At 34.8% G+C, this 25,589-nt stretch carries 37 protein-coding genes and 2 tRNA genes; 29 read left to right on the top strand and 10 right to left on the bottom strand.

Going from position 1 to position 25,589, the window contains the following annotated elements; genetic code table 11:
• From rplB to rplQ, 25 genes are all read left to right on the top strand, one after another.
• Positions 1 to 822 carry a 50S ribosomal protein L2 gene (gene rplB / locus RA0C_RS05510; protein WP_004917319.1) on the top strand — a complete coding sequence of 274 codons (822 nt, stop codon included), beginning with the start codon at positions 1 to 3 and terminating at the stop codon, positions 820 to 822.
• 2 nt (positions 823 to 824) lie between these two features.
• Positions 825 to 1,103 carry a 30S ribosomal protein S19 gene (rpsS, locus tag RA0C_RS05505; protein ID WP_004917321.1) on the top strand — a complete coding sequence of 93 codons (279 nt, stop codon included), beginning with the start codon at positions 825 to 827 and terminating at the stop codon, positions 1,101 to 1,103.
• Positions 1,104 to 1,108: 5 nt separating this feature from the next.
• Positions 1,109 to 1,513: a 50S ribosomal protein L22 gene (gene rplV / locus RA0C_RS05500; RefSeq protein WP_004917322.1), complete on the top strand. Its 405-nt coding sequence runs from the start codon at positions 1,109 to 1,111 to the stop codon at positions 1,511 to 1,513.
• 7 nt (positions 1,514 to 1,520) lie between these two features.
• Positions 1,521 to 2,216 carry a 30S ribosomal protein S3 gene (gene rpsC, locus RA0C_RS05495; RefSeq protein WP_004917324.1) on the top strand — a complete coding sequence of 232 codons (696 nt, stop codon included), beginning with the start codon at positions 1,521 to 1,523 and terminating at the stop codon, positions 2,214 to 2,216.
• Positions 2,217 to 2,326: 110 nt separating this feature from the next.
• The gene (gene rplP, locus RA0C_RS05490) at positions 2,327 to 2,752 is read left to right on the top strand and encodes a 50S ribosomal protein L16 (RefSeq protein WP_013446944.1); all 426 of its coding nucleotides are present in this window, start codon (positions 2,327 to 2,329) and stop codon (positions 2,750 to 2,752) included.
• A gap of 11 nt (positions 2,753 to 2,763) precedes the next feature.
• The gene (gene rpmC, locus RA0C_RS05485; protein ID WP_004917328.1) at positions 2,764 to 2,949 is read left to right on the top strand and encodes a 50S ribosomal protein L29; all 186 of its coding nucleotides are present in this window, start codon (positions 2,764 to 2,766) and stop codon (positions 2,947 to 2,949) included.
• 15 nt (positions 2,950 to 2,964) lie between these two features.
• Positions 2,965 to 3,219, top strand: coding sequence for a 30S ribosomal protein S17 (rpsQ, locus tag RA0C_RS05480; protein ID WP_004917330.1), 255 nt, complete (start codon positions 2,965 to 2,967; stop codon positions 3,217 to 3,219).
• Complete coding sequence (gene rplN, locus RA0C_RS05475) at positions 3,219 to 3,587, top strand: 50S ribosomal protein L14 (RefSeq protein ID WP_004917332.1); 369 nt, start codon at positions 3,219 to 3,221, stop codon at positions 3,585 to 3,587. The genes rpsQ and rplN overlap by 1 nt, the downstream gene beginning before the upstream one ends.
• 19 nt (positions 3,588 to 3,606) lie before the next feature.
• Positions 3,607 to 3,927: a 50S ribosomal protein L24 gene (gene rplX, locus RA0C_RS05470; RefSeq protein WP_013446943.1), complete on the top strand. Its 321-nt coding sequence runs from the start codon at positions 3,607 to 3,609 to the stop codon at positions 3,925 to 3,927.
• Between the two features lie 9 nt (positions 3,928 to 3,936).
• Entirely contained in the window at positions 3,937 to 4,488 is a 552-nt protein-coding gene (gene rplE, locus RA0C_RS05465) for a 50S ribosomal protein L5 (protein ID WP_004917335.1), read from the top strand.
• A gap of 5 nt (positions 4,489 to 4,493) precedes the next feature.
• Positions 4,494 to 4,763: a 30S ribosomal protein S14 gene (gene rpsN, locus RA0C_RS05460; RefSeq protein ID WP_004917337.1), complete on the top strand. Its 270-nt coding sequence runs from the start codon at positions 4,494 to 4,496 to the stop codon at positions 4,761 to 4,763.
• 120 nt (positions 4,764 to 4,883) lie between these two features.
• The gene (rpsH, locus tag RA0C_RS05455; protein ID WP_004917338.1) at positions 4,884 to 5,282 is read left to right on the top strand and encodes a 30S ribosomal protein S8; all 399 of its coding nucleotides are present in this window, start codon (positions 4,884 to 4,886) and stop codon (positions 5,280 to 5,282) included.
• 17 nt (positions 5,283 to 5,299) lie between these two features.
• Positions 5,300 to 5,845: a 50S ribosomal protein L6 gene (gene rplF, locus RA0C_RS05450; protein WP_013446942.1), complete on the top strand. Its 546-nt coding sequence runs from the start codon at positions 5,300 to 5,302 to the stop codon at positions 5,843 to 5,845.
• Positions 5,846 to 5,856: 11 nt separating this feature from the next.
• On the top strand, positions 5,857 to 6,210 hold the full coding sequence (gene rplR / locus RA0C_RS05445; protein ID WP_004917342.1) for a 50S ribosomal protein L18: 354 nt from the start codon (positions 5,857 to 5,859) through the stop codon (positions 6,208 to 6,210).
• A gap of 13 nt (positions 6,211 to 6,223) precedes the next feature.
• On the top strand, positions 6,224 to 6,745 hold the full coding sequence (gene rpsE / locus RA0C_RS05440) for a 30S ribosomal protein S5 (RefSeq protein WP_004917344.1): 522 nt from the start codon (positions 6,224 to 6,226) through the stop codon (positions 6,743 to 6,745).
• A gap of 10 nt (positions 6,746 to 6,755) precedes the next feature.
• On the top strand, positions 6,756 to 6,932 hold the full coding sequence (gene rpmD, locus RA0C_RS05435; protein ID WP_004917345.1) for a 50S ribosomal protein L30: 177 nt from the start codon (positions 6,756 to 6,758) through the stop codon (positions 6,930 to 6,932).
• Positions 6,933 to 7,012: 80 nt separating this feature from the next.
• The gene (gene rplO, locus RA0C_RS05430; protein WP_004917346.1) at positions 7,013 to 7,462 is read left to right on the top strand and encodes a 50S ribosomal protein L15; all 450 of its coding nucleotides are present in this window, start codon (positions 7,013 to 7,015) and stop codon (positions 7,460 to 7,462) included.
• Between the two features lie 8 nt (positions 7,463 to 7,470).
• Positions 7,471 to 8,850 (top strand): preprotein translocase subunit SecY, encoded by a 1,380-nt coding sequence (gene secY, locus RA0C_RS05425; RefSeq protein ID WP_004917348.1) that lies wholly within the window; start codon positions 7,471 to 7,473, stop codon positions 8,848 to 8,850.
• Positions 8,851 to 8,862: 12 nt separating this feature from the next.
• On the top strand, positions 8,863 to 9,078 hold the full coding sequence (gene infA, locus RA0C_RS05420) for a translation initiation factor IF-1 (protein WP_004917349.1): 216 nt from the start codon (positions 8,863 to 8,865) through the stop codon (positions 9,076 to 9,078).
• 44 nt (positions 9,079 to 9,122) lie between these two features.
• A complete protein-coding gene (gene ykgO / locus RA0C_RS10295) occupies positions 9,123 to 9,239 on the top strand; it encodes a type B 50S ribosomal protein L36 (RefSeq protein ID WP_004917354.1) in 117 nt (38 codons plus the stop codon).
• Between the two features lie 17 nt (positions 9,240 to 9,256).
• A complete protein-coding gene (gene rpsM, locus RA0C_RS05415; protein WP_004917355.1) occupies positions 9,257 to 9,634 on the top strand; it encodes a 30S ribosomal protein S13 in 378 nt (125 codons plus the stop codon).
• An 11-nt stretch (positions 9,635 to 9,645) separates the two neighbouring features.
• Complete coding sequence (rpsK, locus tag RA0C_RS05410) at positions 9,646 to 10,035, top strand: 30S ribosomal protein S11 (RefSeq protein ID WP_004917358.1); 390 nt, start codon at positions 9,646 to 9,648, stop codon at positions 10,033 to 10,035.
• Between the two features lie 19 nt (positions 10,036 to 10,054).
• Positions 10,055 to 10,663, top strand: coding sequence for a 30S ribosomal protein S4 (gene rpsD, locus RA0C_RS05405; protein ID WP_004917360.1), 609 nt, complete (start codon positions 10,055 to 10,057; stop codon positions 10,661 to 10,663).
• A 28-nt stretch (positions 10,664 to 10,691) separates the two neighbouring features.
• Positions 10,692 to 11,687: a DNA-directed RNA polymerase subunit alpha gene (locus RA0C_RS05400; RefSeq protein WP_004917361.1), complete on the top strand. Its 996-nt coding sequence runs from the start codon at positions 10,692 to 10,694 to the stop codon at positions 11,685 to 11,687.
• An 8-nt stretch (positions 11,688 to 11,695) separates the two neighbouring features.
• Complete coding sequence (gene rplQ, locus RA0C_RS05395) at positions 11,696 to 12,190, top strand: 50S ribosomal protein L17 (protein WP_004917364.1); 495 nt, start codon at positions 11,696 to 11,698, stop codon at positions 12,188 to 12,190.
• Positions 12,191 to 12,285: 95 nt separating this feature from the next.
• Here rplQ and RA0C_RS05390 read toward each other — a convergent pair whose 3' ends face one another.
• The 7 genes from RA0C_RS05390 to RA0C_RS05360 form a co-directional block, all read right to left on the bottom strand.
• Positions 12,286 to 13,200, bottom strand: a complete 915-nt coding sequence (locus RA0C_RS05390) for a dimethylarginine dimethylaminohydrolase family protein (protein ID WP_013446941.1) — start codon at positions 13,198 to 13,200, stop codon at positions 12,286 to 12,288.
• Positions 13,201 to 13,243: 43 nt separating this feature from the next.
• Complete coding sequence (locus RA0C_RS05385) at positions 13,244 to 14,371, bottom strand: TlpA disulfide reductase family protein (RefSeq protein WP_004917368.1); 1,128 nt, start codon at positions 14,369 to 14,371, stop codon at positions 13,244 to 13,246.
• Positions 14,372 to 14,546: 175 nt separating this feature from the next.
• Complete coding sequence (locus RA0C_RS05380) at positions 14,547 to 15,833, bottom strand: citrate synthase (protein ID WP_013446940.1); 1,287 nt, start codon at positions 15,831 to 15,833, stop codon at positions 14,547 to 14,549.
• Positions 15,834 to 15,936: 103 nt separating this feature from the next.
• Positions 15,937 to 17,229 (bottom strand): phosphopyruvate hydratase, encoded by a 1,293-nt coding sequence (gene eno, locus RA0C_RS05375; protein WP_013446939.1) that lies wholly within the window; start codon positions 17,227 to 17,229, stop codon positions 15,937 to 15,939.
• A gap of 107 nt (positions 17,230 to 17,336) precedes the next feature.
• Positions 17,337 to 17,780 (bottom strand): hypothetical protein, encoded by a 444-nt coding sequence (locus RA0C_RS05370; RefSeq protein ID WP_013446938.1) that lies wholly within the window; start codon positions 17,778 to 17,780, stop codon positions 17,337 to 17,339.
• Positions 17,781 to 18,161: a RidA family protein gene (locus tag RA0C_RS05365; RefSeq protein ID WP_013446937.1), complete on the bottom strand. Its 381-nt coding sequence runs from the start codon at positions 18,159 to 18,161 to the stop codon at positions 17,781 to 17,783.
• 88 nt (positions 18,162 to 18,249) lie between these two features.
• Complete coding sequence (locus tag RA0C_RS05360; RefSeq protein WP_013446936.1) at positions 18,250 to 20,859, bottom strand: putative LPS assembly protein LptD; 2,610 nt, start codon at positions 20,857 to 20,859, stop codon at positions 18,250 to 18,252.
• Positions 20,860 to 20,880: 21 nt separating this feature from the next.
• Between RA0C_RS05360 and RA0C_RS05355 the strand changes: the two genes are divergently transcribed.
• From RA0C_RS05355 to RA0C_RS05340, 4 genes are all read left to right on the top strand, one after another.
• Positions 20,881 to 22,173 carry an N-acetylmuramoyl-L-alanine amidase family protein gene (locus RA0C_RS05355; protein ID WP_013446935.1) on the top strand — a complete coding sequence of 431 codons (1,293 nt, stop codon included), beginning with the start codon at positions 20,881 to 20,883 and terminating at the stop codon, positions 22,171 to 22,173.
• A gap of 58 nt (positions 22,174 to 22,231) precedes the next feature.
• A tRNA-Glu gene (locus RA0C_RS05350) sits at positions 22,232 to 22,303 on the top strand.
• A gap of 77 nt (positions 22,304 to 22,380) precedes the next feature.
• The gene (gene rpsT / locus RA0C_RS05345) at positions 22,381 to 22,635 is read left to right on the top strand and encodes a 30S ribosomal protein S20 (protein WP_004917384.1); all 255 of its coding nucleotides are present in this window, start codon (positions 22,381 to 22,383) and stop codon (positions 22,633 to 22,635) included.
• A gap of 12 nt (positions 22,636 to 22,647) precedes the next feature.
• Positions 22,648 to 22,719, top strand: a tRNA-Glu gene (locus tag RA0C_RS05340).
• Positions 22,720 to 22,877: 158 nt separating this feature from the next.
• On the opposite strand, the gene RA0C_RS05335 is transcribed toward RA0C_RS05340, so the two are convergent.
• From RA0C_RS05335 to recJ, 3 genes are read right to left on the bottom strand one after another with little or no spacing between them, the layout of a single operon-like run.
• Positions 22,878 to 23,219: a DUF3817 domain-containing protein gene (locus RA0C_RS05335; RefSeq protein WP_004917385.1), complete on the bottom strand. Its 342-nt coding sequence runs from the start codon at positions 23,217 to 23,219 to the stop codon at positions 22,878 to 22,880.
• 22 nt (positions 23,220 to 23,241) lie between these two features.
• Positions 23,242 to 23,826, bottom strand: a complete 585-nt coding sequence (nadD, locus tag RA0C_RS05330; RefSeq protein ID WP_004917388.1) for a nicotinate (nicotinamide) nucleotide adenylyltransferase — start codon at positions 23,824 to 23,826, stop codon at positions 23,242 to 23,244.
• A gap of 9 nt (positions 23,827 to 23,835) precedes the next feature.
• Positions 23,836 to 25,545: a single-stranded-DNA-specific exonuclease RecJ gene (gene recJ / locus RA0C_RS05325; RefSeq protein WP_015345414.1), complete on the bottom strand. Its 1,710-nt coding sequence runs from the start codon at positions 25,543 to 25,545 to the stop codon at positions 23,836 to 23,838.
• Positions 25,546 to 25,589 lie beyond the last annotated feature (44 nt).

The following is a 25,589-nucleotide window of genomic DNA, read 5'->3' as shown; positions in this document are numbered from 1 at the left end:
ATGTCTGTTAGAAAATTAAAACCTATCACCCCAGGACAGAGATTCAGAATTGTAAACAATTTTGAAGAGATTACTACCAACAAACCTGAGAAAAGCCTTACTGTAGGCCTTTCAAAGAAAGGCGGTCGTAACAATACTGGTAAGATGACCATGCGTTACACTGGAGGTGGACACAAAAGAAAGTACAGAATTATTGACTTCAAAAGAAACAAATTTGATGTTAAGGCAACTGTAAAAACTGTGGAATACGATCCAAACAGAACTGCGTTCATCGCTTTATTAGAGTATGCTGATGGAGAAAAGAGATACATGATTGCTCCTAACGGTATCAAAGTAGGACAAACTGTAGTTTCTGGACAAACAGCTACACCTGATGTAGGTAATGCAATGAAATTAAAGGATATTCCTCTAGGTACTGTTATCTCTTGTATAGAGCTTAGACCTGGACAAGGAGCTATCTTAGCAAGAAGTGCAGGTTCTTCTGCACAGCTTACTTCTAGAGATGGTAAGTTTGCTATCGTTAAATTGCCTTCAGGAGAGTCTAGAATGATTCTAGTAGAGTGTATGGCTATGATTGGTTCTGTGTCTAATTCAGACCATCAGCTTACTGTATCTGGTAAAGCAGGTAGAAGCAGATGGTTAGGTAGAAGACCAAGAACTAGAGCTGTAGCAATGAACCCAGTAGATCACCCAATGGGTGGTGGTGAAGGTAGATCTTCAGGAGGTCACCCTAGATCTAGAAACGGTAAACCAGCTAAAGGTTACAAGACTAGAAAGAAAAATAAAGTGTCTAACCGTTACATCGTATCCAAAAGAAAATAATTATGGCAAGATCACTTAAAAAAGGACCTTTCATTCACCATTCATTAGAGAAGAAGGTTCAAGCGAATATAGAATCAGGAAAGAAAACGGTAATTAAAACATGGTCTAGAGCATCTATGATTTCTCCAGACATGGTAGGTCAAACTATAGCAGTACATAATGGTAAGTCTTTCATACCTGTTTATGTAACTGAAAATATGGTAGGACATAAGTTAGGTGAATTTTCTCCAACGAGATCTTTTAGAGGTCACTCAGGTAATAAAAATAAAGGTAGCAGATAATCATTATGGGAAAAAGAAAACAAGATAGTGCAATAGCACGTAAAGCAGCAAATCAAGATGTGGTAAAAGCACGTCTTAATGATTGCCCTTCTTCTCCAAGAAAAATGAGACTCGTTGCTGATATCATTAGAGGAGAAAATGTAGATAAAGCTCTATATATCCTTAGATATTCTAAAAAAGAGGCTTCTAATAAATTAGAAAAACTTCTTCTTTCTGCAATTGCTAACTGGCAAAACAAAAATGAAGGAGCTGATATAGAAGAGGCTAACCTTTTCGTTAAGGAAATATATGTAGATAGTGCAAGACAGTTGAAAAGATTGCGTCCTGCACCACAAGGTAGAGGTTACAGAATTAGAAAAAGATCTAACCATGTAACATTAGTATTAGGTTCAAAAACAGATAATCAATAATCAAGATATGGGACAGAAAACAAATCCAATTGGTAATAGACTAGGTATCATCAGAGGATGGGATTCTAACTGGTTTGGAGGAAACGATTATGGAGACAGAATCGCAGAAGACTACAAAATCAGAAGATATCTTGAGGCAAGATTATCTAAAGGTGGTATTTCAAGAATTTATATTGATAGAACCCTTAAGTTAGTTACTGTAACTATTACTACTGCTAGACCGGGACTTATCATCGGTAAAGGTGGTCAGGAAGTAGATAAACTAAAAGAAGAGTTAAAGAAACTTACTGGTAAAGATGTTCAAATCAATATCTTTGAAATTAAAAGACCTGAGTTAGATGCTGTATTAGTAGCAGATAGCGTAGCTAAGCAAATTGAAAACAGAATTTCTTACAGAAGAGCTGTTAAAATGGCTATCGCAGGAGCTATGAGAATGGGAGCAGAGGGAATTAAAATCCAAATTTCAGGAAGATTAAACGGTGCTGAAATGGCAAGAAGTGAGTCTTTCAAAGAAGGAAGAATTCCGTTATCTACTTTCAGAGCTGATATAGATTACCATATCGCAGAAGCACACACTACTTATGGTAGATTAGGTGTTAAGGTATGGATAATGAAAGGAGAAGTATATGGTAAGAGAGAACTTTCTCCATTAGTAGGTACTCAGAAAAAATCTTCTGGTAATAAAAGAAGAGAAAGAAAATAATTTAATTAGAGTTAGAAGATAGAAATTAGAAATTAGATCTTCCGTTACAAGAGCTGAATTTAATTTTTTTCAATCTAACATCTAACATCTAACATCTAATATATAAAATTATGTTACAACCAAGAAGAACCAAATTCCGTAAGGTTCATAAAATGAAAATGAAAGGCAATGCCAACAGAGGACATAGGCTTGCTTACGGAACATTCGGTATTAAAGCTACAGAAGGTGCTTGGATTACTGCAAGACAAATAGAGGCAGCTCGTATCGCTGCAACTAGATATATGAAGAGAGAAGGACAGCTATGGATTAAAATATTCCCAGATAAGCCAGTTACTAAAAAGCCTGCAGAAGTGCGTATGGGTAAAGGTAAAGGTGCTGTAGAATATTGGGTAGCTGTAGTGAAGCCAGGTAAAATCATGTTTGAAGTAGGAGGTGTTCCTTACGAAGTAGCTAAAGAAGCTTTAAGACTTGCAGCTCAGAAACTTCCTGTAGTTACTAAGTTTGTAGTAGCAAACGATTTTGTTAAACCTCGATAAATCTTTTAGAAATGAAAAAAGCTGAAATTAAAAATCTAAGCGTAGAGGATTTAAAAAGTAAATTGGTAGAAGTGAAAGCTACTTATGGGAAACTTAAATTAGCTCACAGAATTAGCCCAATTGAAAATCCTATCCAAATCAGAGATTTGAGGAAGACTATCGCAAGACTTGAAACTGAACTAACTAACAAACAATAAGAATTTCATTTTATTATGGAAAGAAATTTAAGAAAAGAAAGAATCGGAGTAGTTTCGAGCAATAAAATGGAAAAGACCATTGTTGTTAGTGAGACTATGAAAATGAAGCACCCAATGTACGGTAAGTTCGTTTTGAAAACGAAAAAATATACCGCACACGATGAAAACAACGAGTGTAACGAAGGCGATACTGTTCTTATCCAAGAAACAAGACCTTTGAGCAAAAATAAAAGATGGAGATTAGTAAGAATCATAGAAAGAGCTAAGTAATGTTACAAACAGAATCAAGATTAAAAGTAGCTGATAATACTGGTGCTAAAGAAGTATTAGTAATCAGAGTTTTGGGAGGTACCAAAAGAAGATATGCATCTGTGGGTGATAAAATCGTAGTGACTATCAAAGATTCTACTCCTACAGGAAATGCTAAGAAAGGGCAAGTATCTAAAGCAGTAGTAGTGAGAACTAAAAAAGCAGTTAGAAGAAAAGATGGATCTTACATCTCTTTTGATGACAATGCTTGTGTTCTTTTAAATGCTGCTGGAGAGATGAGAGGAACTCGTGTTTTCGGACCAGTTGCTCGTGAATTAAGAGATAAGGAATATATGAAGATTATTTCATTAGCTCCTGAAGTACTTTAATTTTAAAAATTTTAAAACAATGACAAAAGTTAAAATTAAAAGAGGTGATAATGTTATCGTTACCACTGGAAAAAATAAAGGAAGCAAAGGAGAAGTTCTTGAGGTAATCAGAAAAGAAGGTAAAGATCCTAGAGTGATAGTAGCAGGTGTAAATATTGTTAAAAAACATACTAAGCCTTCAGCTGCAAACCCTCAAGGTGGTATCGTAGAGAAAGAAGCTTCTCTCCATATATCTAATGTAGCTTTGATGGATGAAAACGGAAAAGCTACTAGAGTGGGATATAAAATGGAAGGAGATAAGAAAGTAAGAGTAGCTAAAACTACTGGTAAAACTTTATAATAAAGAACGATGGAATATATAGCAAGACCTAAAAAATTATATAAAGAGAAAATTGTTCCTGCAATGATGGAAGAGTTTGGGTATAAGTCTGTAATGCAAGTACCTAAATTAGAGAAAATCGTTGTATCCCAAGGTTTAGGAGCTGCTACTGCGGATAAAAAAATCGTAGATTATGCAGTGGAAGAATTAACGGCAATTACCGGACAAAAAGCTGTAGGTACTCTTTCTAAGAAAGATGAAGCTTCTTTCAAACTAAGAAAAGGTATGCCTATTGGTGCAAAGGTAACGCTAAGAGCAGATAAAATGTACGAGTTTTTAGATAGACTTACATCTTCTGCTCTACCTAGAATTAGAGATTTTAACGGAATCAAAGCTGATGGTTTTGACGGTAGAGGGAACTATAACTTAGGTATTACTGAGCAAATTATCTTCCCTGAGATTGTTATTGATAAAGTGAAAAAAATACAAGGTATGGATATCACTTTCGTAACAAGTGCTAGAACAGATAAAGAGGCTAAAGCCTTATTAACTCATTTCGGTTTACCATTTAAAAAGAACTAAGAAGAATGGCTAAAGAATCAATGAAAGCGCGTGAGCGCAAAAGAGAAGCACTAGTTGCTAAATATGCTGCTAAAAGAAAAGCTCTAAAAGAAGCTGGAGATTATGAAGCATTACAAAAATTACCTAAAAATGCTTCGCCAGTAAGGTTGCATAACCGTTGCAAGCTTACAGGAAGACCCAGAGGATACATGAGAACTTTCGGTATCTCTAGAGTAACTTTTAGAGAAATGGCTAACCAAGGTTTAATACCTGGAGTTAAAAAAGCAAGTTGGTAATAATTTTTAACAAATCAAGATAATTAAGTTTGAGGGCTTTGAAGATATTTAGCTTTTGCCTTTAACTTTAAAGCCTTCAAATACTGATTATCATAAACCAATAATTTTAAAAAACGAAAAATGGTAACAGATCCAATTTCAGATTTCCTAACTAGAGTAAGGAACGCACAAAGCGCAGGCCACAAAGTGGTGGAAATTCCTGCATCGAAAATCAAAAAGGAGATTACTAAAATCTTATTTGATCAAGGTTATATCTTGAACTACAAGTTTGAAGACAATGCAGTTCAAGGAACTATTAAAATCGCTTTAAAGTACGACAAACAAACTGGTAAACCAGCAATTAAGTCTATCCAAAGAGCTTCTAGACCTGGTTTAAGACAGTACAAAGGTTCTGCAGAACTTCCAAGAGTACTTAATGGCTTAGGTGTAGCTATTATATCTACTTCTAAAGGAGTGATGACTGACAAAAAAGCGAGATTAGAGAAAGTAGGTGGAGAGGTAATCTGCTATGTATATTAATTTTTAATAAAAGGAAAATGTCAAGAATTGGTAAAGCAATTATAACAATTCCTTCTGGGGTTACTATCACTGAGAAAGACGGTGTGGTAACTGTAAAAGGTCCTAAAGGAGAACTTACTCAGGAACTTACAGGAGGTATTACTATAGAACAAAATGACGGTGTACTTACAGTTAACAGACCGTCTGAGTCTAAACAGCATAAAGCTCTTCACGGACTTTATAGAGCACTAATCAATAACATGGTAGTTGGAACTTCTGAAGGTTTTACTAAGAAGTTAGAGCTTGTGGGAGTTGGTTATAGAGCATCTAATCAAGGACAAAGATTAGAATTAGCTCTTGGTTTTTCTCACGGTATTATACTAGAGCTTCCTTCTGAAGTTCAGGTAGAAACTGTAACAGAGAAAGGTAAGAACCCTATCATTACTTTATCATCTTATGATAAGCAATTATTGGGTATGGTAGCTGCAAAAATTAGATCTTTCAGAAAACCTGAGCCATATAAAGGTAAAGGGGTTAGATTTGTAGGAGAACAAATTAGAAGAAAGGCTGGTAAATCTGCTTAAAATTTAAGAAAATGGCACTAAGTAAAGAACAGAAAAGATTAAGAATAAAGAGAAGAGTTAGAGGAAAAGTTTCCGGAACTCAAGCAGCACCAAGATTATCTGTATTCAAAAGTAATAAAGAAATCTATGCTCAGCTTATTGATGATAAAGAAGGTAAAACTTTAGTACAAGCCTCTTCAAGAGAGAAAGGTTTTGATGCTAAAGGAACAAAAGTAGAAATTTCAACGGCTGTTGGTAAAGCTATCGCTCAGAAAGCTATTGCTGCAGGGTATGAGAAAGTAGTATTTGATAGAAATGGTTTTGTGTATCACGGTAGAGTAAAAGCTCTTGCTGATGGTGCTAGAGAAGGAGGTTTGAAATTTTAAAAGTTAAAAAATTATGTTAGGATTAGATAATATAGAAAGAGTAAAACCTGGAGGTTTAGAATTAGTAGATCGTTTAGTGGCTGTTAATAGAGTTACTAAGGTTACTAAAGGAGGTAGAGCTTTCGGCTTCTCAGCAATCGTGGTGGTAGGAAATGAAGATGGTGTTATAGGTTACGGATTAGGAAAATCTAAAGAAGTAGCTTCTGCAATTTCCAAAGCAGTAGAAGATGCTAAGAAAAACCTAGTAAAAGTTCCTGTTGTAAACCATACAATTCCGCACGAAACTACAGCCAGATATGGTGGAGCTAATATCTTCTTGAGACCTGCTTCTCACGGTACAGGGCTTATCGCAGGTGGTGCGGTAAGAGCAGTGCTAGAATCAGCTGGTGTACATGACATTCTTTCAAAGTCAAAAGGTTCTTCTAACCCGCACAATGTGGTAAAAGCAACTTTCAAAGCTTTGTTAGATATCAGAAGACCAGAAGAAATCGCAAGAATGAGAGGTGTAACATTGAGTAAAGTATTTAACGGTTAATTTTGAAAAAATGGCAACAATTAAAGTAAAACAAGTAAGAAGTGCTATTGGTAGAACTAAAACTCAAAAGAGAACCCTTGAAGCTTTAGGTCTTAGAAAGTTACATCAAGTAGTAGAGCACGAAGCTACACCTGCTATATTAGGTATGGTAGCTGCTGTACAGCACTTAGTAGAAGTTCAAAAATAGAAATTTAGATAATAAACAGGAGGTTTTGTGATTGAATAGGACCTCCTAGTTTTGAATCTTCAATCTTAAATTTAAAACAAATGAATTTAAATAACATAAAACCAGCTAAAGGTTCTACACATAATTCTAAAAGAATTGGTAGAGGACAAGGAAGTGGAAAAGGAGGTACCTCTACAAAAGGACATAAAGGACAAAAGTCTCGTTCTGGATACTCTATGAAAATAGGATTTGAAGGAGGACAAATGCCTTTACAAAGAAGACTTCCTAAATTTGGATTTAACAACATTAGCAGAAAAGACTACAGAGGTATCAATTTAGATACTATTCAAGCTCTTATAGATACTAAAGGAATCAAAGGTGATATCACTAAAGAAGTTTTAGTAGAAAATGGTTTGGCTTCTAAAAATGATTTAATCAAAATCATGGGAAGAGGAGAGCTTAAATCTGCAGTGTCTATCTCTGCAAATAAGTTTACTAAATCTGCAGAAGAATTAATCAATAAAGCAGGAGGTAAAGTAGTTACCCTTTAATTATTACAATGAAAGAATTTATACAAACACTTAAAAACATTTGGAGCCTTAAAGAGCTAAAGGATAAAATTCTTTTTACTTTAGGGATGATATTGGTGTATAGATTCGCATCCTATATATCTCTACCAGCTATCAACATGACAGAGGTAGGAACTCTTTTAGAGCAATACCAAAATCAAGGTGGTAGTAAACAGGGAGCAGGATTATTAGGTTTACTATCGTCATTCACTGGAGGTGCGTTTAGCCGTGCTTCCATTATGGCGTTAGGTATTATGCCTTATATTTCGGCTTCTATTATTGTTCAGCTGATGGGGATGGCTATTCCGTATTTACAGAAATTACAGAAAGATGGTGAATCGGGTAGAAATACTCTTAACCAAATTACGCGTTGGTTAACAATAGCGGTATGTTTGGTTCAAGCACCTTCTTATTTGGGTTCTATTACGGGGCTATTCTTACCTTACTCTCAGTTTGCATCAGCATACTATGTAGATCCTTCTTCTATTATGTTTTGGTTGCCTAGTATTGTAATTTTAGTTGCAGGTTCTGTATTTGCAATGTGGTTAGGAGAGAAAATTACAGATAAAGGTATAGGTAATGGTATATCAATACTAATTATGGTGGGGATTTTAGCCGATTTACCTATGGCTTTTATACAAGAGGTAACAGCTCAAACAGGTAAAGGAGGTATGGGAACTATCATGATATTGGTTGAAATTTTGTTTTGGCTAGTTGTAGTATTGTTAGCGATTGTACTCTCTGTCGCGGTAAGAAAAATACCTATTCAGTATGTGAGTAGAGCTCAAGCAAGAGGAGGAAATACAAGAAACCTTATGCAGGGAGCAAGACAGTGGATTCCATTGAAAGTTAATGCTTCTGGGGTGATGCCAATTATCTTTGCACAAGCATTAATGTTTGTACCTGGGCTTTTAACTAAAGTAGATGAAACAAACACTTTCCTAGCTGGATTTAAAAATGTATTTAGTTGGCAATACAACTTGCTGTTTGCTATACTTATCATTATCTTCTCATTCTTCTATACTGCTATTACAATTCCAGTAAATCAGATGGCTGATGACCTTAAAAGAAATGGAGGTTTAATTCCAAAGGTAAGACCTGGACAAGAGACTGCAGACTACTTAGATGATATTTTATCTAAAATTACTTTGCCAGGTGCAATTTTTTTAGCTATCTTTGCAGTCCTTCCGGCTTTAGTGTATGGAAGTTTGGTTCAAACAGATAGATTTGCTCTATTTTTTGGTGGTACCTCACTACTTATTATGGTGGGAGTTATCCTGGATACAGTACAGCAAATCAATACCTATTTGTTGAATCATCATTATGATGGGTTAATGCAATCTAAGTTGTCTAGAACATCTAACCAATAGGAAAGAAGTATTATGGCTAAACAGAAACACATAGAACAAGATGGCGTGATAGTGGAAGCACTATCTAACGCCATGTTTAGAGTAGAGCTAGAAAATGGGCATGTTTTGATAGCTCATATTTCTGGTAAAATGAGGATGCATTATATAAAACTTCTTCCAGGTGATAAAGTTAAATTGGAGCTTTCTCCGTATGACTTATCTAAAGGAAGAATTACATTTAGATATTAATTTAAGAGCTTATATAGCAGAGGCTATAGCATAAAGAAAACATTATGAAAGTAAGAGCATCAATTAAGAAGAGAAGTGCAGACTGCAAAATCGTAAGAAGAAAAGGCAGATTGTACATTATTAACAAAAAGAACCCTAAATTTAAACAAAGACAAGGCTAATTTAGCAAAATTAAATTATGGCGAGAATTGCAGGTATTGATTTACCAAAAAACAAAAGAGGCGTAATAGGGCTTACCTATATCTACGGAATTGGAAAAAGCACCGCGTCAGAAATTTTGAAGAACGCTGGAATCAGCGAAGACAAGAAAGTCAATGAATGGAATGACGATGAATTGGCTGCAATCAGAAACTACATCTCTGAAAACATTAAAGTAGAAGGAGAGTTGCGTTCTGAAGTGCAATTGAACATCAAGAGATTGATGGACATAGGATGCCAACGAGGAATACGTCACAGACTGGGATTACCTTTAAGAGGCCAAAGAACGAAAAACAATTCTAGAACCCGTAAAGGAAAAAGAAAAACTGTTGCTAACAAGAAGAAGGCAAGTAAATAATCGTTAGAATTATGGCAAAACAAACTAAAGTAACTAAAAAGAGAAAAGTAAAAGTTGAAGCGATTGGTGAGGCTCATATCCAAGCCACGTTCAATAATATCATTATTTCTTTAACTAACAAAAACGGCGAAGTAATCTCTTGGTCTTCTGCTGGTAAAATGGGTTTTAGAGGTTCTAAGAAAAATACTCCTTTCGCTGCACAAATGGCTGCAGAAAACTGTGCTCAGGTAGCTCACGAAGCTGGTCTTAGAAGAGTTAAGGTTTTTGTAAAAGGACCAGGTGCAGGTAGAGAGTCTGCTATAAGAACTATTCACAACTCTGGAATAGAGGTAAGTGAAATCGTTGATGTGACTCCTATGCCACACAACGGATGTAGACCACCGAAAAGAAGAAGAGTATAACCCGAAATTTTAAAAAATAATGGCAAGATATATTGGACCTAAAACAAAGATTGCTAGAAAGTTTGGTGCAGCAATCTATGGAGATGATAAAAACTTCGAGAAGAGAAGAAACCAGCCGCCAGGACAGCATGGGCCTAACAAAAGAAGAGGTGCTAAAAAATCTGAATACGCAGTACAGTTAGCTGAAAAACAAAAAGCTAAATATACTTATGGTATTTTAGAAAGACAGTTCTCTAACTTGTTTAAAAAAGCACACGCTAGTAAAGGAGTAACTGGTGAAGTTCTTCTTCAACTTTGTGAATCTAGATTAGATAACGTAGTTTATAGATTAGGATTTGCTAAAACTAGAGCTGCTGCAAGACAGTTAGTATCTCATAGACATATCACTGTGAATGGAGAGGTAGTAAACATACCTTCTTACTCTTTAAAACCAGGTGATAAAGTAGCTGTAAGACAAAAATCTAAATCTCTTGAGGTAATAGAGACTGCACTTTCTGCAAAAGCTAATTATGACTGGTTACAGTTCAATGATGAAACTAAGGAAGGAACTTTCGTAGGAGTACCTGAGAGAATCCAAATTCCTGAAGACATCAAGGAACAGCTAATCGTCGAACTATACTCTAAATAATCATCAAATTTTTGCTCAACCCAAAACTATGGCAATTTTAAATTTTATAAAACCCGATAAAGTAATCCTACTTAACTCCACAGAGTTTCAAGGTCAGTTTGAATTTAGACCTTTGGAGCCAGGTTATGGATTAACTGTCGGTCATGCTTTAAGAAGAGTATTACTCTCTTCTTTAGAAGGTTATGCTATTACATCTATCAAAATAGAAGGCGTAGAGCACGAATTTTCCACCATTCCAGGAGTTATAGAAGATGTAACAGAAATTATTTTAAACTTAAAACAACTTCGCTTAAAGGCTAAGTCTGAGAATGCTCCTTCTGAGCAAGTTACAGCTAAAATAGCTAACTTAGAGCAGCTTACAGCAGGAGATTTAGGTAAATTTATTTCTGGTTTTGAAGTTTTAAATCCTGAATTGGTGATTTGTAATCTTACAAAAGATGTAAATTTAGAAATGAATTTTAGCATCAATAAAGGTAGAGGTTATGTTCCTTCAGAACAAAATAAATCAAATAATGCTCCTATCGGTACTATTGCTATTGACTCTATTTATACTCCAATAAAGAAGGTTAAGTACAGCGTAGAAAACTATCGTGTAGAGCAGAAAACGGATTATGAAAAATTAATTCTAGATATAGAAACTGATGGTTCTATCTCTCCTCAGAATGCTTTAATAGAAGCTTCTAAAATCCTTATATACCACTTCATGTTGTTCTCTGATGAGAGAATTACATTGGAAACAGAAGCGGTAAAGGCATCTATTCAGTATGATGAAGAAACATTACACACTAGACAATTACTTAAGTCTAAACTAGCAGAGATGGATCTTTCTGTTAGAGCTCTTAACTGCTTGAAAGCAGCTGAAGTAGAGACTCTAGGTGAACTAGTTTCTTATAGTAAATCTGATTTGATGAAATTTAGAAACTTCGGAAAGAAATCATTAACCGAACTTGAAGAGCTTGTTCATTCTAAGGGACTTAACTTCGGTTTTGATGTAAGTAAATATAAGTTAGACGCTGATAAATAATCCTTAAAATGAGACACGGAAAAAAATTCAATCATTTAGGTAGAACTGCTTCTCATAGAAAAGCTATGCTTTCTAATATGGCTTGTTCCCTAATTGAACATAAAAGAATAAATACTACAGTAGCTAAAGCTAAGGCTTTGAGAGTATATGTAGAGCCTATCCTTACTAAATCTAAAGAAGATACTACACATAACAGAAGAGTAGTTTTCTCTTATTTACAAAATAAATATGCTGTTAGTGAGCTTTTTAGAACTATTGCTCCTAAAATTGCAGAGAGAAACGGTGGTTATTGTAGAATCATTAAAACTGGATTTAGACAGGGGGATTCTGCTGATATGGCAATGATTGAGCTTGTAGATTTCAATGAGCTTTATAATCCTAATGAAGCAGAAAAGAAAACGACTAGAAGAAGTCGTAGAAAATCTGCTCCTGCTACCAAAAAAGAAGAGGTAGTTGCTCAAGAAGAAGCTTCTGCTGCAAGTGATGAGAAGGTAGAAGAATAAGAATTTATTCACCTAAGATAAAAAACGCTTCCAATGTTTGGAAGCGTTTTTTGATTTATTATAATTTTTTATTTTGTGAAGTCTATATTTAATAATTACTCTCTTACTAGAGGCATGGTAGAGCATCTTAATAGCCCTCCCATTTTAGAAATTTCTCTGTAAGGAATTTCTTCTACTGTAAGTCCCCACTCGTCGCGAAGATGGTTATTCATCCTAGTAAAAGCTTTATCAGAAACCACTACTTCTGGAGATATAGAGAAAATATTAGGGAGCATCGCAAACATTTCTTCAGAAGTTACCTCAAAGCAATTTTCTTTTCCAAAAATATCCAAGATTAAATGATAATCGCTCTCATCTACAAAGCCATCTTTGTAAATAATGCATTTGTCTTTTCCTACAGGATTAAAGGTACAGTCCAAATGAAGTATGCCTTGATATGGAACTCTGTCGTTTTTCTTTAAATCAAAGTCTAAAATTCTTTTTTTAGGAAAGTATTCTTTGAGGGTTTCTATAGCATACTCGTTAGTTCTGGCGGTTTTAAAGTTTCTATAATCTTCGCTGAAACAAGTTCCTATGAAAATAAAATCATTCCACACAATTACATCGCCACCTTCTATGTGAGCTGTGTCTGGAAGATTGATGATTTTACGCCATTCCACCTTTTCAAATATTTTACGATAGGCTTCCTGTTCGTCTGCTCTATCAGGAATTACATTAGAAATAATCATTCTGTCTTCTATTACAAAGGCAACATCTCTGGCAAAAACTTGATTGTAATCTTGAATAATCTCTGGACGGAAAACCTCCACATCATATTTTTTTAAAACCGATTCGAAGGCGTTCATTTCGTTAATAATATCTTCTTCTTTAGGATAAATATTATTTTCTATGGAGTGGTAAGATTTGGCGTCATAACTTTCTTCTAACGTTGGAATAGGGCCATTAGAATGTGGTTGACCTAAAACAACTGATTTCAATTTACCCGTTTCGTTTTTTATATTTAATTTCATATAGAATTATTTTTTTTAATTTTAAGTATTTTTTTATGCAATATTATAAGTTATCATTGCTTATTGTTTTATAAATTTGCTCTGATAAATCTTCATAAAACCCATCAAATTTTTTAATTAATATCCCTTTAGGATTAAAAAGATAGAATGTTGGCGTTCCAAAAACTTTATATTTTGCATAAGTGTCACTAAGTCTTCCCTTTTTATCCCAAATCATCTTCCAGTCTTTACCGTGTTTGTCAAGTAGTCCATTAAATCCTTTTTGACTTTCGTCTACATAAAATGTTACAATTTCTAATTTTTCATATTGAGATTTTTTGATTTTCTCAAGTTCGGGAATTGCTTGTTGGCAAAATCCACAAAATAAGGTGGAAAAATCTAGTAAAATATATTTTCCATCAAAAAAATCTGAAAATTTCACTTTTTTATTTTTTGAATTTATGGCTGAAAAGTCGTAAAACTTATCGCCAATTTTTAAATCAGGATTTTTAATATAAGTGCTAATTGATTTTACATAAATTGTGTTTCTGAAAGAAGGCTTTATTTTTTTTACAAGATTTGAAAGTTCAACTTTAGAATATTGAGTTTTTGATTCTTCTAAAAGATGAAGAGCATAATAAGAATTTAAGTTTTTTGTAATAAACTCTCTTTGAATTTTATCCAATTCTTGGTCAATTTTTGTGATTTTCCCTAAAGGTTCGGTGTCTCCCCAATATGCACTTTGTAAACTATCATTCCATTTATTTTGTTCTCTAAGTTTGATGATTTCTTTTAAATATTCATTTCTTTGGAAATTCAATTTTTTTCCAAGAGTGATGAATTCGTATCTCAAATCATCGTATTTTGAGCCTTCAGCCCTTACATTATACGGAAAATTTTTAATTTCAGCATTGATGGTAATGTTTTCATTTCCGATGAAAAACGAGCTGTAAACCCATTCTTCCCCATTTTTAATAGTTAAAAAAACTAAAGATGGTGATTGTTTAAGGCTACCCTTAAGTTTGAAGTTTCCGTCTTTGAGATAGCAACTATCCAAAGCGATATTTTCTCTATCAATTTTTACAAGAGCATTTTCCTTAAATCCTTTGAGTTTTCCCGAAATTTTAAAACTATTTTGAGAATTTGCTAATGAACAAAGCAACACCAGTATTAGAGTTAATATTTTATTCATACATCTTTTAGCTTTAAAACAAGAAAATCCCTTTAAAGCAACTAATTTAAGTAAAAAAGTTGAATTGAAAAAACTTTGTGTAACCTCAAATATTTATGATGAGTTGTTTTATAAAAAATCTTTCCTTTTTTATAAAAAAGGAAAGATTTTTAAAACAGCATGAGAATATTGCTTATTATCTTTGGTTCATTGGAATATAATCTCTTTTTCCAGCACCTTGGTAAACTTGTCTAGGTCTTCCAATAGGGTCTCCCATCAGTCTCATTTCTTTCCACTGAGAGATCCATCCTGGTAGTCTTCCTAAAGCAAACATTACAGTAAACATTTCAGTAGGAATTCCTAAAGCTCTGTATATGATACCAGAGTAGAAGTCTACATTTGGATAAAGTTTTCTTTCTACAAAGTAATCGTCTTCTAGAGCTACTTTCTCAAGTTGCATTGCGATATCTAGAGCTTTATCATGTATACCTAATTTACTAAGAATATCATCAGCTGCTTTCTTGATAATCTTAGCTCTAGGGTCGAAGTTTTTGTAAACTCTGTGTCCGAAGCCCATTAGACGGAAGCTATCTTCTTTATCCTTCGCTTTCCTTACATATTTCTCTACGTCCCCACCATCTTTTTCTATCATCTCTAGCATTTCTATCACAGCTTGGTTAGCACCACCGTGAAGTGGTCCCCAAAGAGCAGAAACTCCAGCAGAAATAGAAGCAAATAAACCTGTGTGTGCAGAACCTACCATTCTTACTGTAGAAGTAGAACAATTCTGTTCGTGGTCTGCGTGAAGAATAAGAAGTTTGTCTAGTGCATCTACAATAACGGGATCTATCTCAAACTCTTGGTTTGGCATACGGAAACACATTTTGTAGAAGTTTTCTACATAGTTTAATTTATTATCTCCGTGATTAAGAGGTAACCCTTGTTTTTTTCTGTAAGTCCAAGCGGCCAGGTGAGAAAACTTAGCGATAAGCATCACCGCCGCATGGTCTAAATCTTCTTTAGATTTAACATCTACTGCTCTAGGATTAAACGCTGTAAGAGCGGAAGTAAGAGAAGATAAAACTCCCATAGGGTGTGCAGAGCGAGGGAATGCATCCATCAACTTTTTCATTTCTTCTGCTACCCAGTTATAGTTTTTGATACTATCTTCAAAAGTTTTGAATTGTTCTTCGGTAGGAAGTTCTCCGTGAAGCAATAGGTACATTACTTCTGTAAAGTTAGACTTCTCTGCGATTTGTTCTATAGGATAGCCTCTATAGAATAGCTCCCCTTGGTCACCATCTAGGAAAGTAATCTCACTAATAGTAGCACCTGTATTTTTGTAGCCTTTATCTAGGGTTATAAGTCCTGTTTCATCTCTTAATTTAGAAATATCAATCCCTCTATCTCCTAAAACACTATCTACGATAGGGTATTCATACTCCTTTCCATCGTACTTTAATAAAACTTTATTGTCAGACATAATCTAATTATTTTATATTTTTTCTTAAATTTTGCGATAAAGATATAAAAAAAATAGCACTTATCACAAAAGATAAGTGCTATAATAATGATTGTTTTATGTATTACCTTTTTACTTTAAAGGCATCAAGACCTGGGAAAATAGCAGTTTCTCCAAGAGCTTCTTCTATCCTTAAAAGTTGGTTATATTTAGCCATTCTATCAGAACGAGAAGCTGAACCTGTTTTGATTTGTCCGCAGTTACAAGCTACTGCTAAATCAGCAATAGTAGCGTCTTCAGTTTCTCCAGAGCGGTGAGACATTACAGAAGTATACTTATTATGCTGTGCCATTTGTACCGCTGCTAAAGTTTCAGATAAAGAACCGATTTGGTTTACTTTTACTAAAATCGAATTAGCCACCTCTTCTTTAATACCTCTAGAAAGTCTTTCTACATTGGTTACAAATAAATCATCACCTACTAGTTGTACTCTATCTCCTATTTTATCTGTAAGCATTTTCCAACCTTGCCAGTCGTCTTCATGCATACCGTCTTCTATAGAGATGATAGGGTATTTTTGAGTTAATTCAGCAAGGTAAGATACTTGTTCTTCTCTACTTCTGTGAGCACCTTTGTCTCCCTCAAATTTTCTGTAATCATAAGTTCCATCTACATAAAACTCTGAAGAAGCACAGTCTAGTGCAAGCATAATGTCATCACCTGGTTTGTACCCAGCTTTTTCTATTGCTTGTAGAAGTGTGTCAAGGGCATCTTCTGTACCGTTGAATGTAGGTGCAAAACCTCCTTCGTCTCCTACTGCTGTAGATAATCCTCTCCCTTTAAGGATAGATTTTAAACTGTGGAATATCTCAGTTCCTTTTCTTAGAGCGTGTGAGAAAGAGTCTGCTTTTACAGGCATAATCATAAACTCTTGGAATGCAATAGGGGCATCAGAGTGAGAACCTCCATTGATAACATTCATCATAGGAACAGGTAGTGTATTTGCGTTTACACCACCGATGTATTTATAAAGAGGCATTCTAAGTTCGGTAGCAGCAGCTTTTGCAGCAGCAAGAGATACCCCTAGTATAGCATTAGCACCTAGTTTGCCTTTATTAGCAGTTCCATCTAAATCTATCATTACTTGGTCTATCAAGTTCTGGTCAAAAACAGGAAGACCTATAAGTTCAGGAGCGATAACTTCCCTTACATTTTCTACTGCCTTTAGAACACCTTTCCCAACATATTCTGAACCACCATCACGAAGTTCTACGGCTTCGTGCTCTCCTGTAGAGGCTCCAGAAGGAACAGCCGCTCTACCCATAGCACCATTTTCCGTGAATACATCTACCTCTACAGTAGGATTACCACGAGAATCTAAAATTTGTCTTGCTTCAATGTAAGAAATGTAACTCATTGTATTATATTTTTAAAAATAACTCTACAAATTTAGCTAATTCTAAGGAAAAAAGCGAAGATAAATTTGATTATTTTTATGGTTTTAGGGGAGGTTAAGGCTAGTTTTTAGTTTGTGTTAGCTCTACGCTTCTTTTTGCCTTTGTTGTAAATTACTTCTACTATTTTTCCCCCTAACCAAGAGAATGGAAAGAATACTAGAAATATAGTTATCTTATAAAAAGTAGGGTGATATGGGAAAACAATGATGTCTAGCATCGCTAGAAACAAAAGAATAAAGCCTATTAGAATAGCGTAAGCCACTTTGGCATATTTTACAACAATAGCTGTAGTTACACCGCCTATGGTGGCGGCTAAACCAGAGGAGAAAAGCAGTGCAATAAAAAATCCGTTTTCATTTTTTACAGAATATAATACCTTTTCCCATTGTTCAAAGGGAGAAAAAGTGCTATAATTTATCCACGAAGGATTAAGCCTAACTCCTAGCGTGATGATAAACCCTGCGGCGGTTAGTCCTAATAAAACTCCTATGGTATTTCTAATAAAATTCATTTAAAATTGGTGTGCTATCATAGAAATTTCTACATTCACATCTTTAGGTAACCTACTTACTTGTACGGTTTCTCTAGCTGGAAGTTGTGCGCTGTCTAGATAAGATGCATAGATATCATTAACGAGGTTGAAGTTATCCATGTTTTTCAAGAAAATGGTAGACTTTACAACATTAGAGAAAGACATTCCTGCCTCTTTTAGTATGGCTTCTAAGTTTTTCATTACTTGATGAGCCTCATTCTCTATTCCTGTAACCAATTCGCCATTGCTAGGGTTGATGGGGATTTGCCCTGAAATATACAAAACACCATTTACCATATTAGCCTGTGAGTAAGGACCTATGGCAGCAGGAGCGTTATTGGTTGATATAATTGTTTTCATGATATTTATGATGTTTGGTCTTAGCTTAAATTTTGAGAGGGCAAATATAAAAGTTTTTTTCTTGGTGTTGAAAGAAGTGTTTAAAAAATTAAAAATCGCTCTGCTGAGGGAAACTTCGTCCTTGGTATTTCACGGCGTCTCGTAAAATGTTAGCTTTGATGCCGATGAAGAAATCATAGACCTTAAATCTTCCGAAAGGTACCCAATTAAAGTTGATAGTAAAACTCCTTTGGTCTCTAGAGAAACCTAGTCTTCCATAGGCTAGTTCTTTACTGATCAAATCGTAATGGGTACTTCCACTGATGGTCCAAAATGGCGTTAGTTTAATATTACCATCTAGCCCTATAGAGGCTACTCTAGTACCAAATCTTGTTTGAGCTTTTGAGTAGTTGTAATTGGCATTGATATTTAGAGTCCAAGGCTGTTCAAAATGAGCATAGTTATCATCATCAAAAGAATATTTCTCTTGCATTATACTGCCTTTGGTTTTATACTTCGGTTGGTTGCCTTTATCTTTACTTTCGAACAGAGTACTACTTAAAGGATAAGATAGTTGAATATTAAAATTTTGAAGGTTGAAATATCCAAACTTATCCACCCGTTCTCCTACGTTAGAGTCTGAATTAAACACTATTTTGTAAGGGTCTAATGAAAGGCTAGAGTTTACGTTCAGTTTATTATCAAAGAATGAGTTTTGAGAACTGATATTGAAAGCAGACCACTTGAATTTTTCAGCCGCAAAGTTGTACCCTCCAGAAATATTGATGTTTTCAAATATTTTAATCTTTTTAACTCCAGTGGAGTCTGTCTTAGAGCGAACTTTCATCTCGATATTGTTATTGATGTTAAATCCAATAACCTGAGATAGCCCACGGGATGGAGCTCCAAAAACACTTCCTTCAAATATAGAGTAGGAGTTTATGGCACCGTCTGCACCGTAAAAATTTCGGTAGTAACCCCAATTGGACTTGCCAAAATCGGGCGTGTAAGAAAAACTTACACTAGGAGAAACCATGTGTCTTATGGCTTGTATCATAGCTCCTTTTCTAAAGTTGGCTTGTCCATAAACCACGGTTTGTAAACTAGCGGAAGTAGAAAAAGTAGAGTATCCAGCAATATTACTTTTGTAGTTACTTACTGTAGTATTGCTAATAGGGTCGTAGCTTTTATTTAAAGTTTTTGTAGTTAAAACATTATTGAAATTTGCTCCCAAAGAGAGTGTGAAATACTTCATTACAGAAGTATTAGTAGTTAATGCTACGGGAACTCTAACGCCAGTTTGCATATTGCTCCACATATCTTTTGTGAAGGCTTGTTTTTGGGTAGTGTTTACATAGTTATCTAGCGATAAACTTGTGTTTATATAAATATTTTCTAGAAGACCAGTTCTTACGCCTGTTTTAGGCTTGAATAGATAGAACTGGTTTACCATTACATTAAGCTGAGGAAGTCTGATGTTAACATCTCCCGTAGCAAAATTTTGAGAGTAAGAAGCACTTCCTGTAATACTCATAGGTAAGGTAAGGAATCTTTTAGTGATACTAATAGCTGAGTTCTGTTGTGTTCTAAGAACATCTTGATTGAAGACATAGTTGTTGTTGATTGTGTTGTTATAAAAGCGATTACTAACCATATCCACTGAGGCAGAAAAGTTAAAAAACGGGTTAGCTTTAGCATCTTGAGTATGTCGCCAAGTAATACGATAAGTATTAGATTTGGAGTAGGTGCTAAGTCCTTTTATTCCACGAACAATAGTGCCTATATCGGCAGAAAAACTACCATTATATTTATAGTTTTTCTTATAGCCTAGTTCAGGGCGAATGTTCCAGCTTCCTTTGGTATAAAAATCTAAGAAGACTTTTAAATCAAAGTGTTCACCTATAGGTTGGTAATAACCAAAGTTGTTCAAGAAAAAACCGACATCTTGCCTTTCTCCAAAACTTGGGATTAAGATGCCTGCGGTTCTTTTATCAGAAAAGGGAAGTATTGCAAAAGGCATTACCAAAGGGGTAGGTACTTGCTCTATGTACATTTGTATAGGTCCTGTAATTACCCTTGAGGCGTTTTTCCCTTTAATCAATTTGATATTAGGTGCTGCTAAATGGTAGTCTGCAAGGCTGTCTTTCTTCTTTAAAAAATACTCATCGGTAGTGTAAACCCCATTTCGCATAAAGAAAACGGAGTCGTTTATCTTTTTTGTTTTTTGAGCTACAATAACGCCTTCTTGTTCTTCGGTTCTAGCATTGTAGGCAATAGCTCTCTTGTTTTTAAAGTTGAATTTAACCTCGTTATATTCGTATTTTTTACCAGCTTGAGTAGAGGTGGCGGGAGTTATGATTTTTCCATTTTCATCTTGTTCTCCTCTCGCAAAAATATCTCCGTTTTCCCAGTTTATGGATATGTAATCTGCTTCTATAGTCATGTCCAAATATTGTACCTTAGCCTTTTTATTAAGGTAAGTCATTTTCTTTTGAACATCATTCCTTTGGTTTTCGGATTGCATTTTCACGGTACCCTCGAGGGATTCTTTACGAGGGGATAGGCTGTCCTTTTTTACAGATTTATCCTCAATATTTTTAGCGTTTGTACGAGGGGTATTTTGTGCTAAAAAATTGTTAAAAATTAGGATAATTAAAATAAGTAAAGTATTTTTGGAGCTGTTTTTTGCCAATGCTTTATATTGAAAATTTGGCTTCAAAATTAGTAAAATTTATCAAAAATGAACACGATTAAATATATATTTCCCATAAAAAAATATTTAGCACTTTTTTTTAGTGTTTTATTCGTAACTATAACGGCTCAGAAAAAATTCACTATCGTTCTTGATGCTGGGCATGGTGGGAGTGACCACGGTGCTTACAGAAGTTATAGTGATTTGGGGACAGTAAGAGAAAAAGATGTTACTCTTTCAGTAGTATTGAAGTTAGGTGAAATGCTAGAAAAAAACAAAGATCTTAGAATAATTTATACAAGAAAAGAAGATGTATATCCTAACTTAACTTCTAGAACCAATTTAGCTAACCGTTCTAAGGCTGATTTGTTTATTTCTATACATTGTAATGCGGCAAAAAGTAGTGCCTATGGCACAGAAACCTTTGTGCAAGGGCCAGATCAAAATGCAGCTAATTTAGAGGTAGCGAAGTCTGAAAATGATGTTATTTTTCTAGATGAAGAAGATAAACAAACATTCGCTTCTTATGATCCTAAAACGCCAGAATCTTTGATAGCCCTTAAACTTCAACAACAAAAATATTTGGAAAGAAGTCTTATTTTCGGAAGTTTTGTAGAGGATAACTTTGTGAATAAAGATAAAAGATTTTCTAGAGGAGTTAAACAGAAAAACCTTCATGTATTAAGGTTAAATGCTATGCCTTCGGTACTTATAGAGATGGGGTTTATTAGTAATTATGATGAGGCAGCCTATTTATCTTCAGATTCTGGACAAAAAGCTATAGTTCAAAGTATATATAATGCAGTAGTAGCATATAAAAAGCTTCATGATAAGACAAGTGGAAGACCTAGTTTTAATGATGTACCAGAGAAACCTAAAGAGCAACCACTAAAAAATGATTTTAGAGTTCTGCTGATGAGTTCTGCTGATAAGTTTAATGAGGGAGATCCTGCTTTGAAAGGGCTTAATTATGTTTTTACAATGAAAGAAGGTAATTTCTATAAATATTATTATGGGACTACAAATTATGCTTCTATAAAAGATGCTAATGTGAAAACAGCAAAAGATGCCGGTTTTAGAAATGCTGTGGCTATAGGTTTTGTGCCTAATCAGAAATTAGCACAGGGATATTATACTTTAGAAGTGGCTGTTACAGACAAAAAATTAGGGAATGATTCTTATATACTTAAAACATTGAATAATGTTGAAAGAAACCGAAATGGTGGTAAATTTTACTATACCTATGGTAAATTCTCTACTTTGGAGGAAGCTATTTCTGAAATGAAATCTATTGAAAATAAAGGTGTTAAAAATGTTGTTGTAGAAAAAGTTATAAAATAGTTGATAAAAATTTTGTAATTTCAAAAAAAGCTGTATTTTTGCAGTCCAAAACTGAAATGGCCTATTCGTCTAGTGGTTAGGACTCAAGATTTTCATTCTTGCAACAGGGGTTCGATTCCCCTATAGGCTACTAAATTTAATTTTTTTTAAAATAATTTTGGTAATTAAAAAAAAAGCATATTTTTGCAACCAAGTTTTTAGAAAGTTATGGCAAATCATAAATCAGCACTTAAGAGAATAAGACAGAATGAAGTTAGAAGACTTCGTAACAGATACTATCACAAGACTACTAGAACTGCTGTGAAAGTATTAAGAAATGAGGAAGATAAAAATGTTGCATCAGAGCAATTGCCTAAGGTGATTTCTTTGATAGATAAGCTTGCTAAAAGAAATATTATTCACAAGAATAAAGCAGCTAATTTAAAGAGTAAGTTAACTAAGCATGTTAATAAGCTAGCTTAATAAAATTATAGCGGCCCGTTCGTCTATCGGTTAGGACTCAAGATTTTCATTCTTGCAAGAGGGGTTCGATTCCCCTACGGGCTACTTTAAAGTCTCTCTGGTTAAAGGGAGACTTTTTTATTTTTAAAGTTAAACTTATATAAAAAACACTTCTGAATTAAAAAAAATAACGTATTCTGAGAGCGGTTTTTTATTTTTAGAAAATAGACAGTAAGTAAAAAAACAACTATAAATACGGATTCTTACTCTCTATCCATTTTTGCGAGTTTTCTTTCTACCCATATTGTTGCGAACGGAAAGAATGCCGCCAATAGAGCAAATACGAAATCTTCATCGTCCCATTTAAAAATTCTCCTCGCAGGAAGACATAGCAACAGGTATAAAGTGAAAAATAAACCGTGTATATTACCTGCAATAATGATGAATATCGTAGGAAGAAGACCTTCGGTATCGTAGCGTTTCCAAATCATAGCGATGCCGTAGAGTAAGAAGCAAGAAATGGCTTCTGCAACGCAGCTTTGTTTAAACCATTTTATGAGTTTATCCTCAGGATACTTGCTGAAAAATTTATCAATTATATTCATAATTCTGTGTAAGCTGTGAAGTTTATTTATAAAAATGGCTTCCGTCTAAATATTCAAATACTTCAATGGGAAGCATAGGGCGAGTGTTTTTACCATTCTTAATCATATTTCTAATTTCCGTAGAAGAAAGCTCTATAATAGGAGCATTGATTTGGTGAATGTTAGGATGATCTTTGTAGGGATATTCTTCCTCAGTATGTTCAAAAATTCTAGGGTAAACTATAATTTGGTATTGTTCTACCAACCTATCGGCATTTTTCCATTTGTGTAGAGACGCTAGATTGTCCTCACCCATGATAAGACTGAAATTATGGTCAGGATATTTCTCATGAAGATAGGTTAAGGTATCTATGGTATAGCTAGGCTGTGGGAGCGAAAACTCTATATTAGAAGCTCTCATTTTAGGATAATTTTTAATGGCAAGCTCTACCATTTCCAAGCGGTTGTGGTCTGCTAGTAAAGATTTTTTTTCCTTAAACGGATTTTGAGGGCTTACCACGAACCAAAGCTCGTCCATATCGGAGTGTTCCAAAATGTAGTTAGCCAAGATAAGATGCCCAATATGTATGGGGTTAAATGAACCGAAAAATAGGCTTACTTTCTTCATGGGTTGATATTAAGAGAATTTAACGCCTTTGATGTTGAGGTAATAAGTTACATTACCTTTCCAGTGGTTTTCTTCTACGGTAAAGGCTAAATCAAAGGTTTTATTGCGGAACTCGTCTGCGAAATGACCTAGTTTAAATCCTACGCATTCTATATTCCGCTTGTTGTTTGGGTTTTGAATGTAAAACTTAATGTGGCTGTTATCCTTACCCATTTGCTTTACATGCCCGCTGATATTAAGATTTTTAAGGACTAAAATAGGTTTCATATTATGAGGGCCAAACGGAGCTAGTTTTCTATGAAAATTATAGAAATCCTTATTTAAGTCGTCTATATCTACTACGGTATCAATAGTGATACTAGGTTCTTTTTGATGTTCTTTGATATTCTTTGCAACTGTTTTTTCAAACTTTTCTTTAAAGAGTTCAAATTTTTCTTTTTCCATAGAAAGCCCAGCAGCAGCAGGGTGTCCTCCGAATTTTAGAAATAAATCCGAACACTCTTCCAAAGCGGCATGAACATCAAAATCTGATACCGACCTTGCCGAAGCTACAATCTCTCCATTATTACCATCGGTAAATACAACGGTAGGTTTATAATAAGTTTCGGTAAGCCTCGAGGCTACAATTCCTATAACGCCTTTGTTCCAATCGGAGCCATAAACTACGGTGGTGGCGTTTTGAATTTGTTGGGTGTCTATTACCTGCTGGAGTGCAGCGGTGGTAGAACTCATATCCATTTCTCTCCTGTGGTCGTTGAGGTTTAGTATGTTTTCTACAATCTGTGTGGCGTGCTTTAAGTTATCTGAAACCATGAGTTCCACAGCAGCTTTACCGTGTGAAATTCTTCCTGCGGCATTTATTTTTGGTGCGATTTCAAACACGATATTAGAAATATCAAAAGTCGCTAGTTTTTCTTTTGGGATTAAAAGCCTTATACCTAGATTTCTAGTTTTTCTCAAGGTTTTAAGTCCTAACTTTGCGAGTACACGGTTTTCGCCCGTCATAGAGACGATATCCGCCGCGATAGAAATGGCTAACAAATCTGTAAGTTCGTACAGCTCCTCATCGGGTATTCTATAAATATTATTGAGTCCTTGGCATAGTTTAAACCCTACACCGCAGCCTGAAAGTTCCTTGAAAGGATAACGGCAATCGGTTCTTTTGGGGTCTAGTACGGCTACTGCTTTAGGAATGTTTTCCCCTGGTAAGTGGTGGTCGCATATAATAAAGTCTATCCCTAACTCTTTAGCGTAATCTATCTTATCAATAGCTTTTATGCCACAATCTAAAGCAATAATTAGCGAAAAGCCGTTTTCTTTAGCGAAATCTATCCCTTCTTTGGAAATACCATAGCCTTCTGTATTTCGGTCAGGAATGTAAAAATCTAGATATTTCTTCTCTACAATTTTACTAAGGTATAGGTACATTAGTGCTACGGCAGTGGTGCCATCTACATCATAATCTCCATAGACTAATATTTTTTCTCCGTTCTCTATAGCGGTAGCAATGCGTTCTACGGCGTTTTGCATATCTGCCATTAAGAATGGGTTGTGTATATCTTCAAGGTTGGGTTTAAAGAATTCTCTTGCTTTCTGATAATTATCTATCTCGCGGAGGACGAGTATTTTAGACTCTAGTGTGCCATAGCCTATAGATGAAATAAGGGCATCTACTACTTCCTCGCTAGGTTCTGGTTTGTAAATCCATTTTTGATTCATAGACCACAAAAGTAACGAAAAAAGGGCAAACATAAAATTTGCCC

This window comes from Riemerella anatipestifer ATCC 11845 = DSM 15868 (assembly GCF_000252855.1).
Classification (GTDB): domain Bacteria; phylum Bacteroidota; class Bacteroidia; order Flavobacteriales; family Weeksellaceae; genus Riemerella; species Riemerella anatipestifera.
The sequence above is the reverse complement of the archived record's forward strand: the minus strand, read 5'-3'. Positions and strand labels throughout refer to the sequence as shown.

Excerpts from the sequence above, each read along its gene's own strand:
- RA0C_RS05335 (WP_004917385.1), bottom strand. The coding sequence starts at position 23,219 with ATGAATATAATTGATAAATTTTTCAGCAAGTATCCTGAGGATAAACTC.
- rpsE (WP_004917344.1), top strand. The coding sequence starts at position 6,224 with ATGTTAGGATTAGATAATATAGAAAGAGTAAAACCTGGAGGTTTAGAA.
- infA (WP_004917349.1), top strand. The coding sequence starts at position 8,863 with ATGGCTAAACAGAAACACATAGAACAAGATGGCGTGATAGTGGAAGCA.
- RA0C_RS05365 (WP_013446937.1), bottom strand. The coding sequence starts at position 18,161 with ATGAAAACAATTATATCAACCAATAACGCTCCTGCTGCCATAGGTCCT.
- RA0C_RS05355 (WP_013446935.1), top strand. The coding sequence starts at position 20,881 with ATGAACACGATTAAATATATATTTCCCATAAAAAAATATTTAGCACTT.
- RA0C_RS05380 (WP_013446940.1), bottom strand. The coding sequence starts at position 15,833 with ATGTCTGACAATAAAGTTTTATTAAAGTACGATGGAAAGGAGTATGAA.
- rplO (WP_004917346.1), top strand. The coding sequence starts at position 7,013 with ATGAATTTAAATAACATAAAACCAGCTAAAGGTTCTACACATAATTCT.
- rplF (WP_013446942.1), top strand. The coding sequence starts at position 5,300 with ATGTCAAGAATTGGTAAAGCAATTATAACAATTCCTTCTGGGGTTACT.
- rplV (WP_004917322.1), top strand. The coding sequence starts at position 1,109 with ATGGGAAAAAGAAAACAAGATAGTGCAATAGCACGTAAAGCAGCAAAT.
- nadD (WP_004917388.1), bottom strand. The coding sequence starts at position 23,826 with ATGAAGAAAGTAAGCCTATTTTTCGGTTCATTTAACCCCATACATATT.
- RA0C_RS05400 (WP_004917361.1), top strand. The coding sequence starts at position 10,692 with ATGGCAATTTTAAATTTTATAAAACCCGATAAAGTAATCCTACTTAAC.
- rplQ (WP_004917364.1), top strand. The coding sequence starts at position 11,696 with ATGAGACACGGAAAAAAATTCAATCATTTAGGTAGAACTGCTTCTCAT.
- RA0C_RS05370 (WP_013446938.1), bottom strand. The coding sequence starts at position 17,780 with ATGAATTTTATTAGAAATACCATAGGAGTTTTATTAGGACTAACCGCC.
- rpsD (WP_004917360.1), top strand. The coding sequence starts at position 10,055 with ATGGCAAGATATATTGGACCTAAAACAAAGATTGCTAGAAAGTTTGGT.
- rpsN (WP_004917337.1), top strand. The coding sequence starts at position 4,494 with ATGGCTAAAGAATCAATGAAAGCGCGTGAGCGCAAAAGAGAAGCACTA.
- rpsS (WP_004917321.1), top strand. The coding sequence starts at position 825 with ATGGCAAGATCACTTAAAAAAGGACCTTTCATTCACCATTCATTAGAG.
- rplP (WP_013446944.1), top strand. The coding sequence starts at position 2,327 with ATGTTACAACCAAGAAGAACCAAATTCCGTAAGGTTCATAAAATGAAA.
- eno (WP_013446939.1), bottom strand. The coding sequence starts at position 17,229 with ATGAGTTACATTTCTTACATTGAAGCAAGACAAATTTTAGATTCTCGT.
- recJ (WP_015345414.1), bottom strand. The coding sequence starts at position 25,545 with ATGAATCAAAAATGGATTTACAAACCAGAACCTAGCGAGGAAGTAGTA.
- RA0C_RS05390 (WP_013446941.1), bottom strand. The coding sequence starts at position 13,200 with ATGAAATTAAATATAAAAAACGAAACGGGTAAATTGAAATCAGTTGTT.
- secY (WP_004917348.1), top strand. The coding sequence starts at position 7,471 with ATGAAAGAATTTATACAAACACTTAAAAACATTTGGAGCCTTAAAGAG.
- rplN (WP_004917332.1), top strand. The coding sequence starts at position 3,219 with ATGTTACAAACAGAATCAAGATTAAAAGTAGCTGATAATACTGGTGCT.
- rpsC (WP_004917324.1), top strand. The coding sequence starts at position 1,521 with ATGGGACAGAAAACAAATCCAATTGGTAATAGACTAGGTATCATCAGA.
- rpsQ (WP_004917330.1), top strand. The coding sequence starts at position 2,965 with ATGGAAAGAAATTTAAGAAAAGAAAGAATCGGAGTAGTTTCGAGCAAT.
- rplE (WP_004917335.1), top strand. The coding sequence starts at position 3,937 with ATGGAATATATAGCAAGACCTAAAAAATTATATAAAGAGAAAATTGTT.
- rplB (WP_004917319.1), top strand. The coding sequence starts at position 1 with ATGTCTGTTAGAAAATTAAAACCTATCACCCCAGGACAGAGATTCAGA.
- ykgO (WP_004917354.1), top strand. The coding sequence starts at position 9,123 with ATGAAAGTAAGAGCATCAATTAAGAAGAGAAGTGCAGACTGCAAAATC.
- RA0C_RS05385 (WP_004917368.1), bottom strand. The coding sequence starts at position 14,371 with ATGAATAAAATATTAACTCTAATACTGGTGTTGCTTTGTTCATTAGCA.
- rpmD (WP_004917345.1), top strand. The coding sequence starts at position 6,756 with ATGGCAACAATTAAAGTAAAACAAGTAAGAAGTGCTATTGGTAGAACT.
- rpsM (WP_004917355.1), top strand. The coding sequence starts at position 9,257 with ATGGCGAGAATTGCAGGTATTGATTTACCAAAAAACAAAAGAGGCGTA.
- rpsT (WP_004917384.1), top strand. The coding sequence starts at position 22,381 with ATGGCAAATCATAAATCAGCACTTAAGAGAATAAGACAGAATGAAGTT.
- rplR (WP_004917342.1), top strand. The coding sequence starts at position 5,857 with ATGGCACTAAGTAAAGAACAGAAAAGATTAAGAATAAAGAGAAGAGTT.
- rpsH (WP_004917338.1), top strand. The coding sequence starts at position 4,884 with ATGGTAACAGATCCAATTTCAGATTTCCTAACTAGAGTAAGGAACGCA.
- rpsK (WP_004917358.1), top strand. The coding sequence starts at position 9,646 with ATGGCAAAACAAACTAAAGTAACTAAAAAGAGAAAAGTAAAAGTTGAA.
- rpmC (WP_004917328.1), top strand. The coding sequence starts at position 2,764 with ATGAAAAAAGCTGAAATTAAAAATCTAAGCGTAGAGGATTTAAAAAGT.
- rplX (WP_013446943.1), top strand. The coding sequence starts at position 3,607 with ATGACAAAAGTTAAAATTAAAAGAGGTGATAATGTTATCGTTACCACT.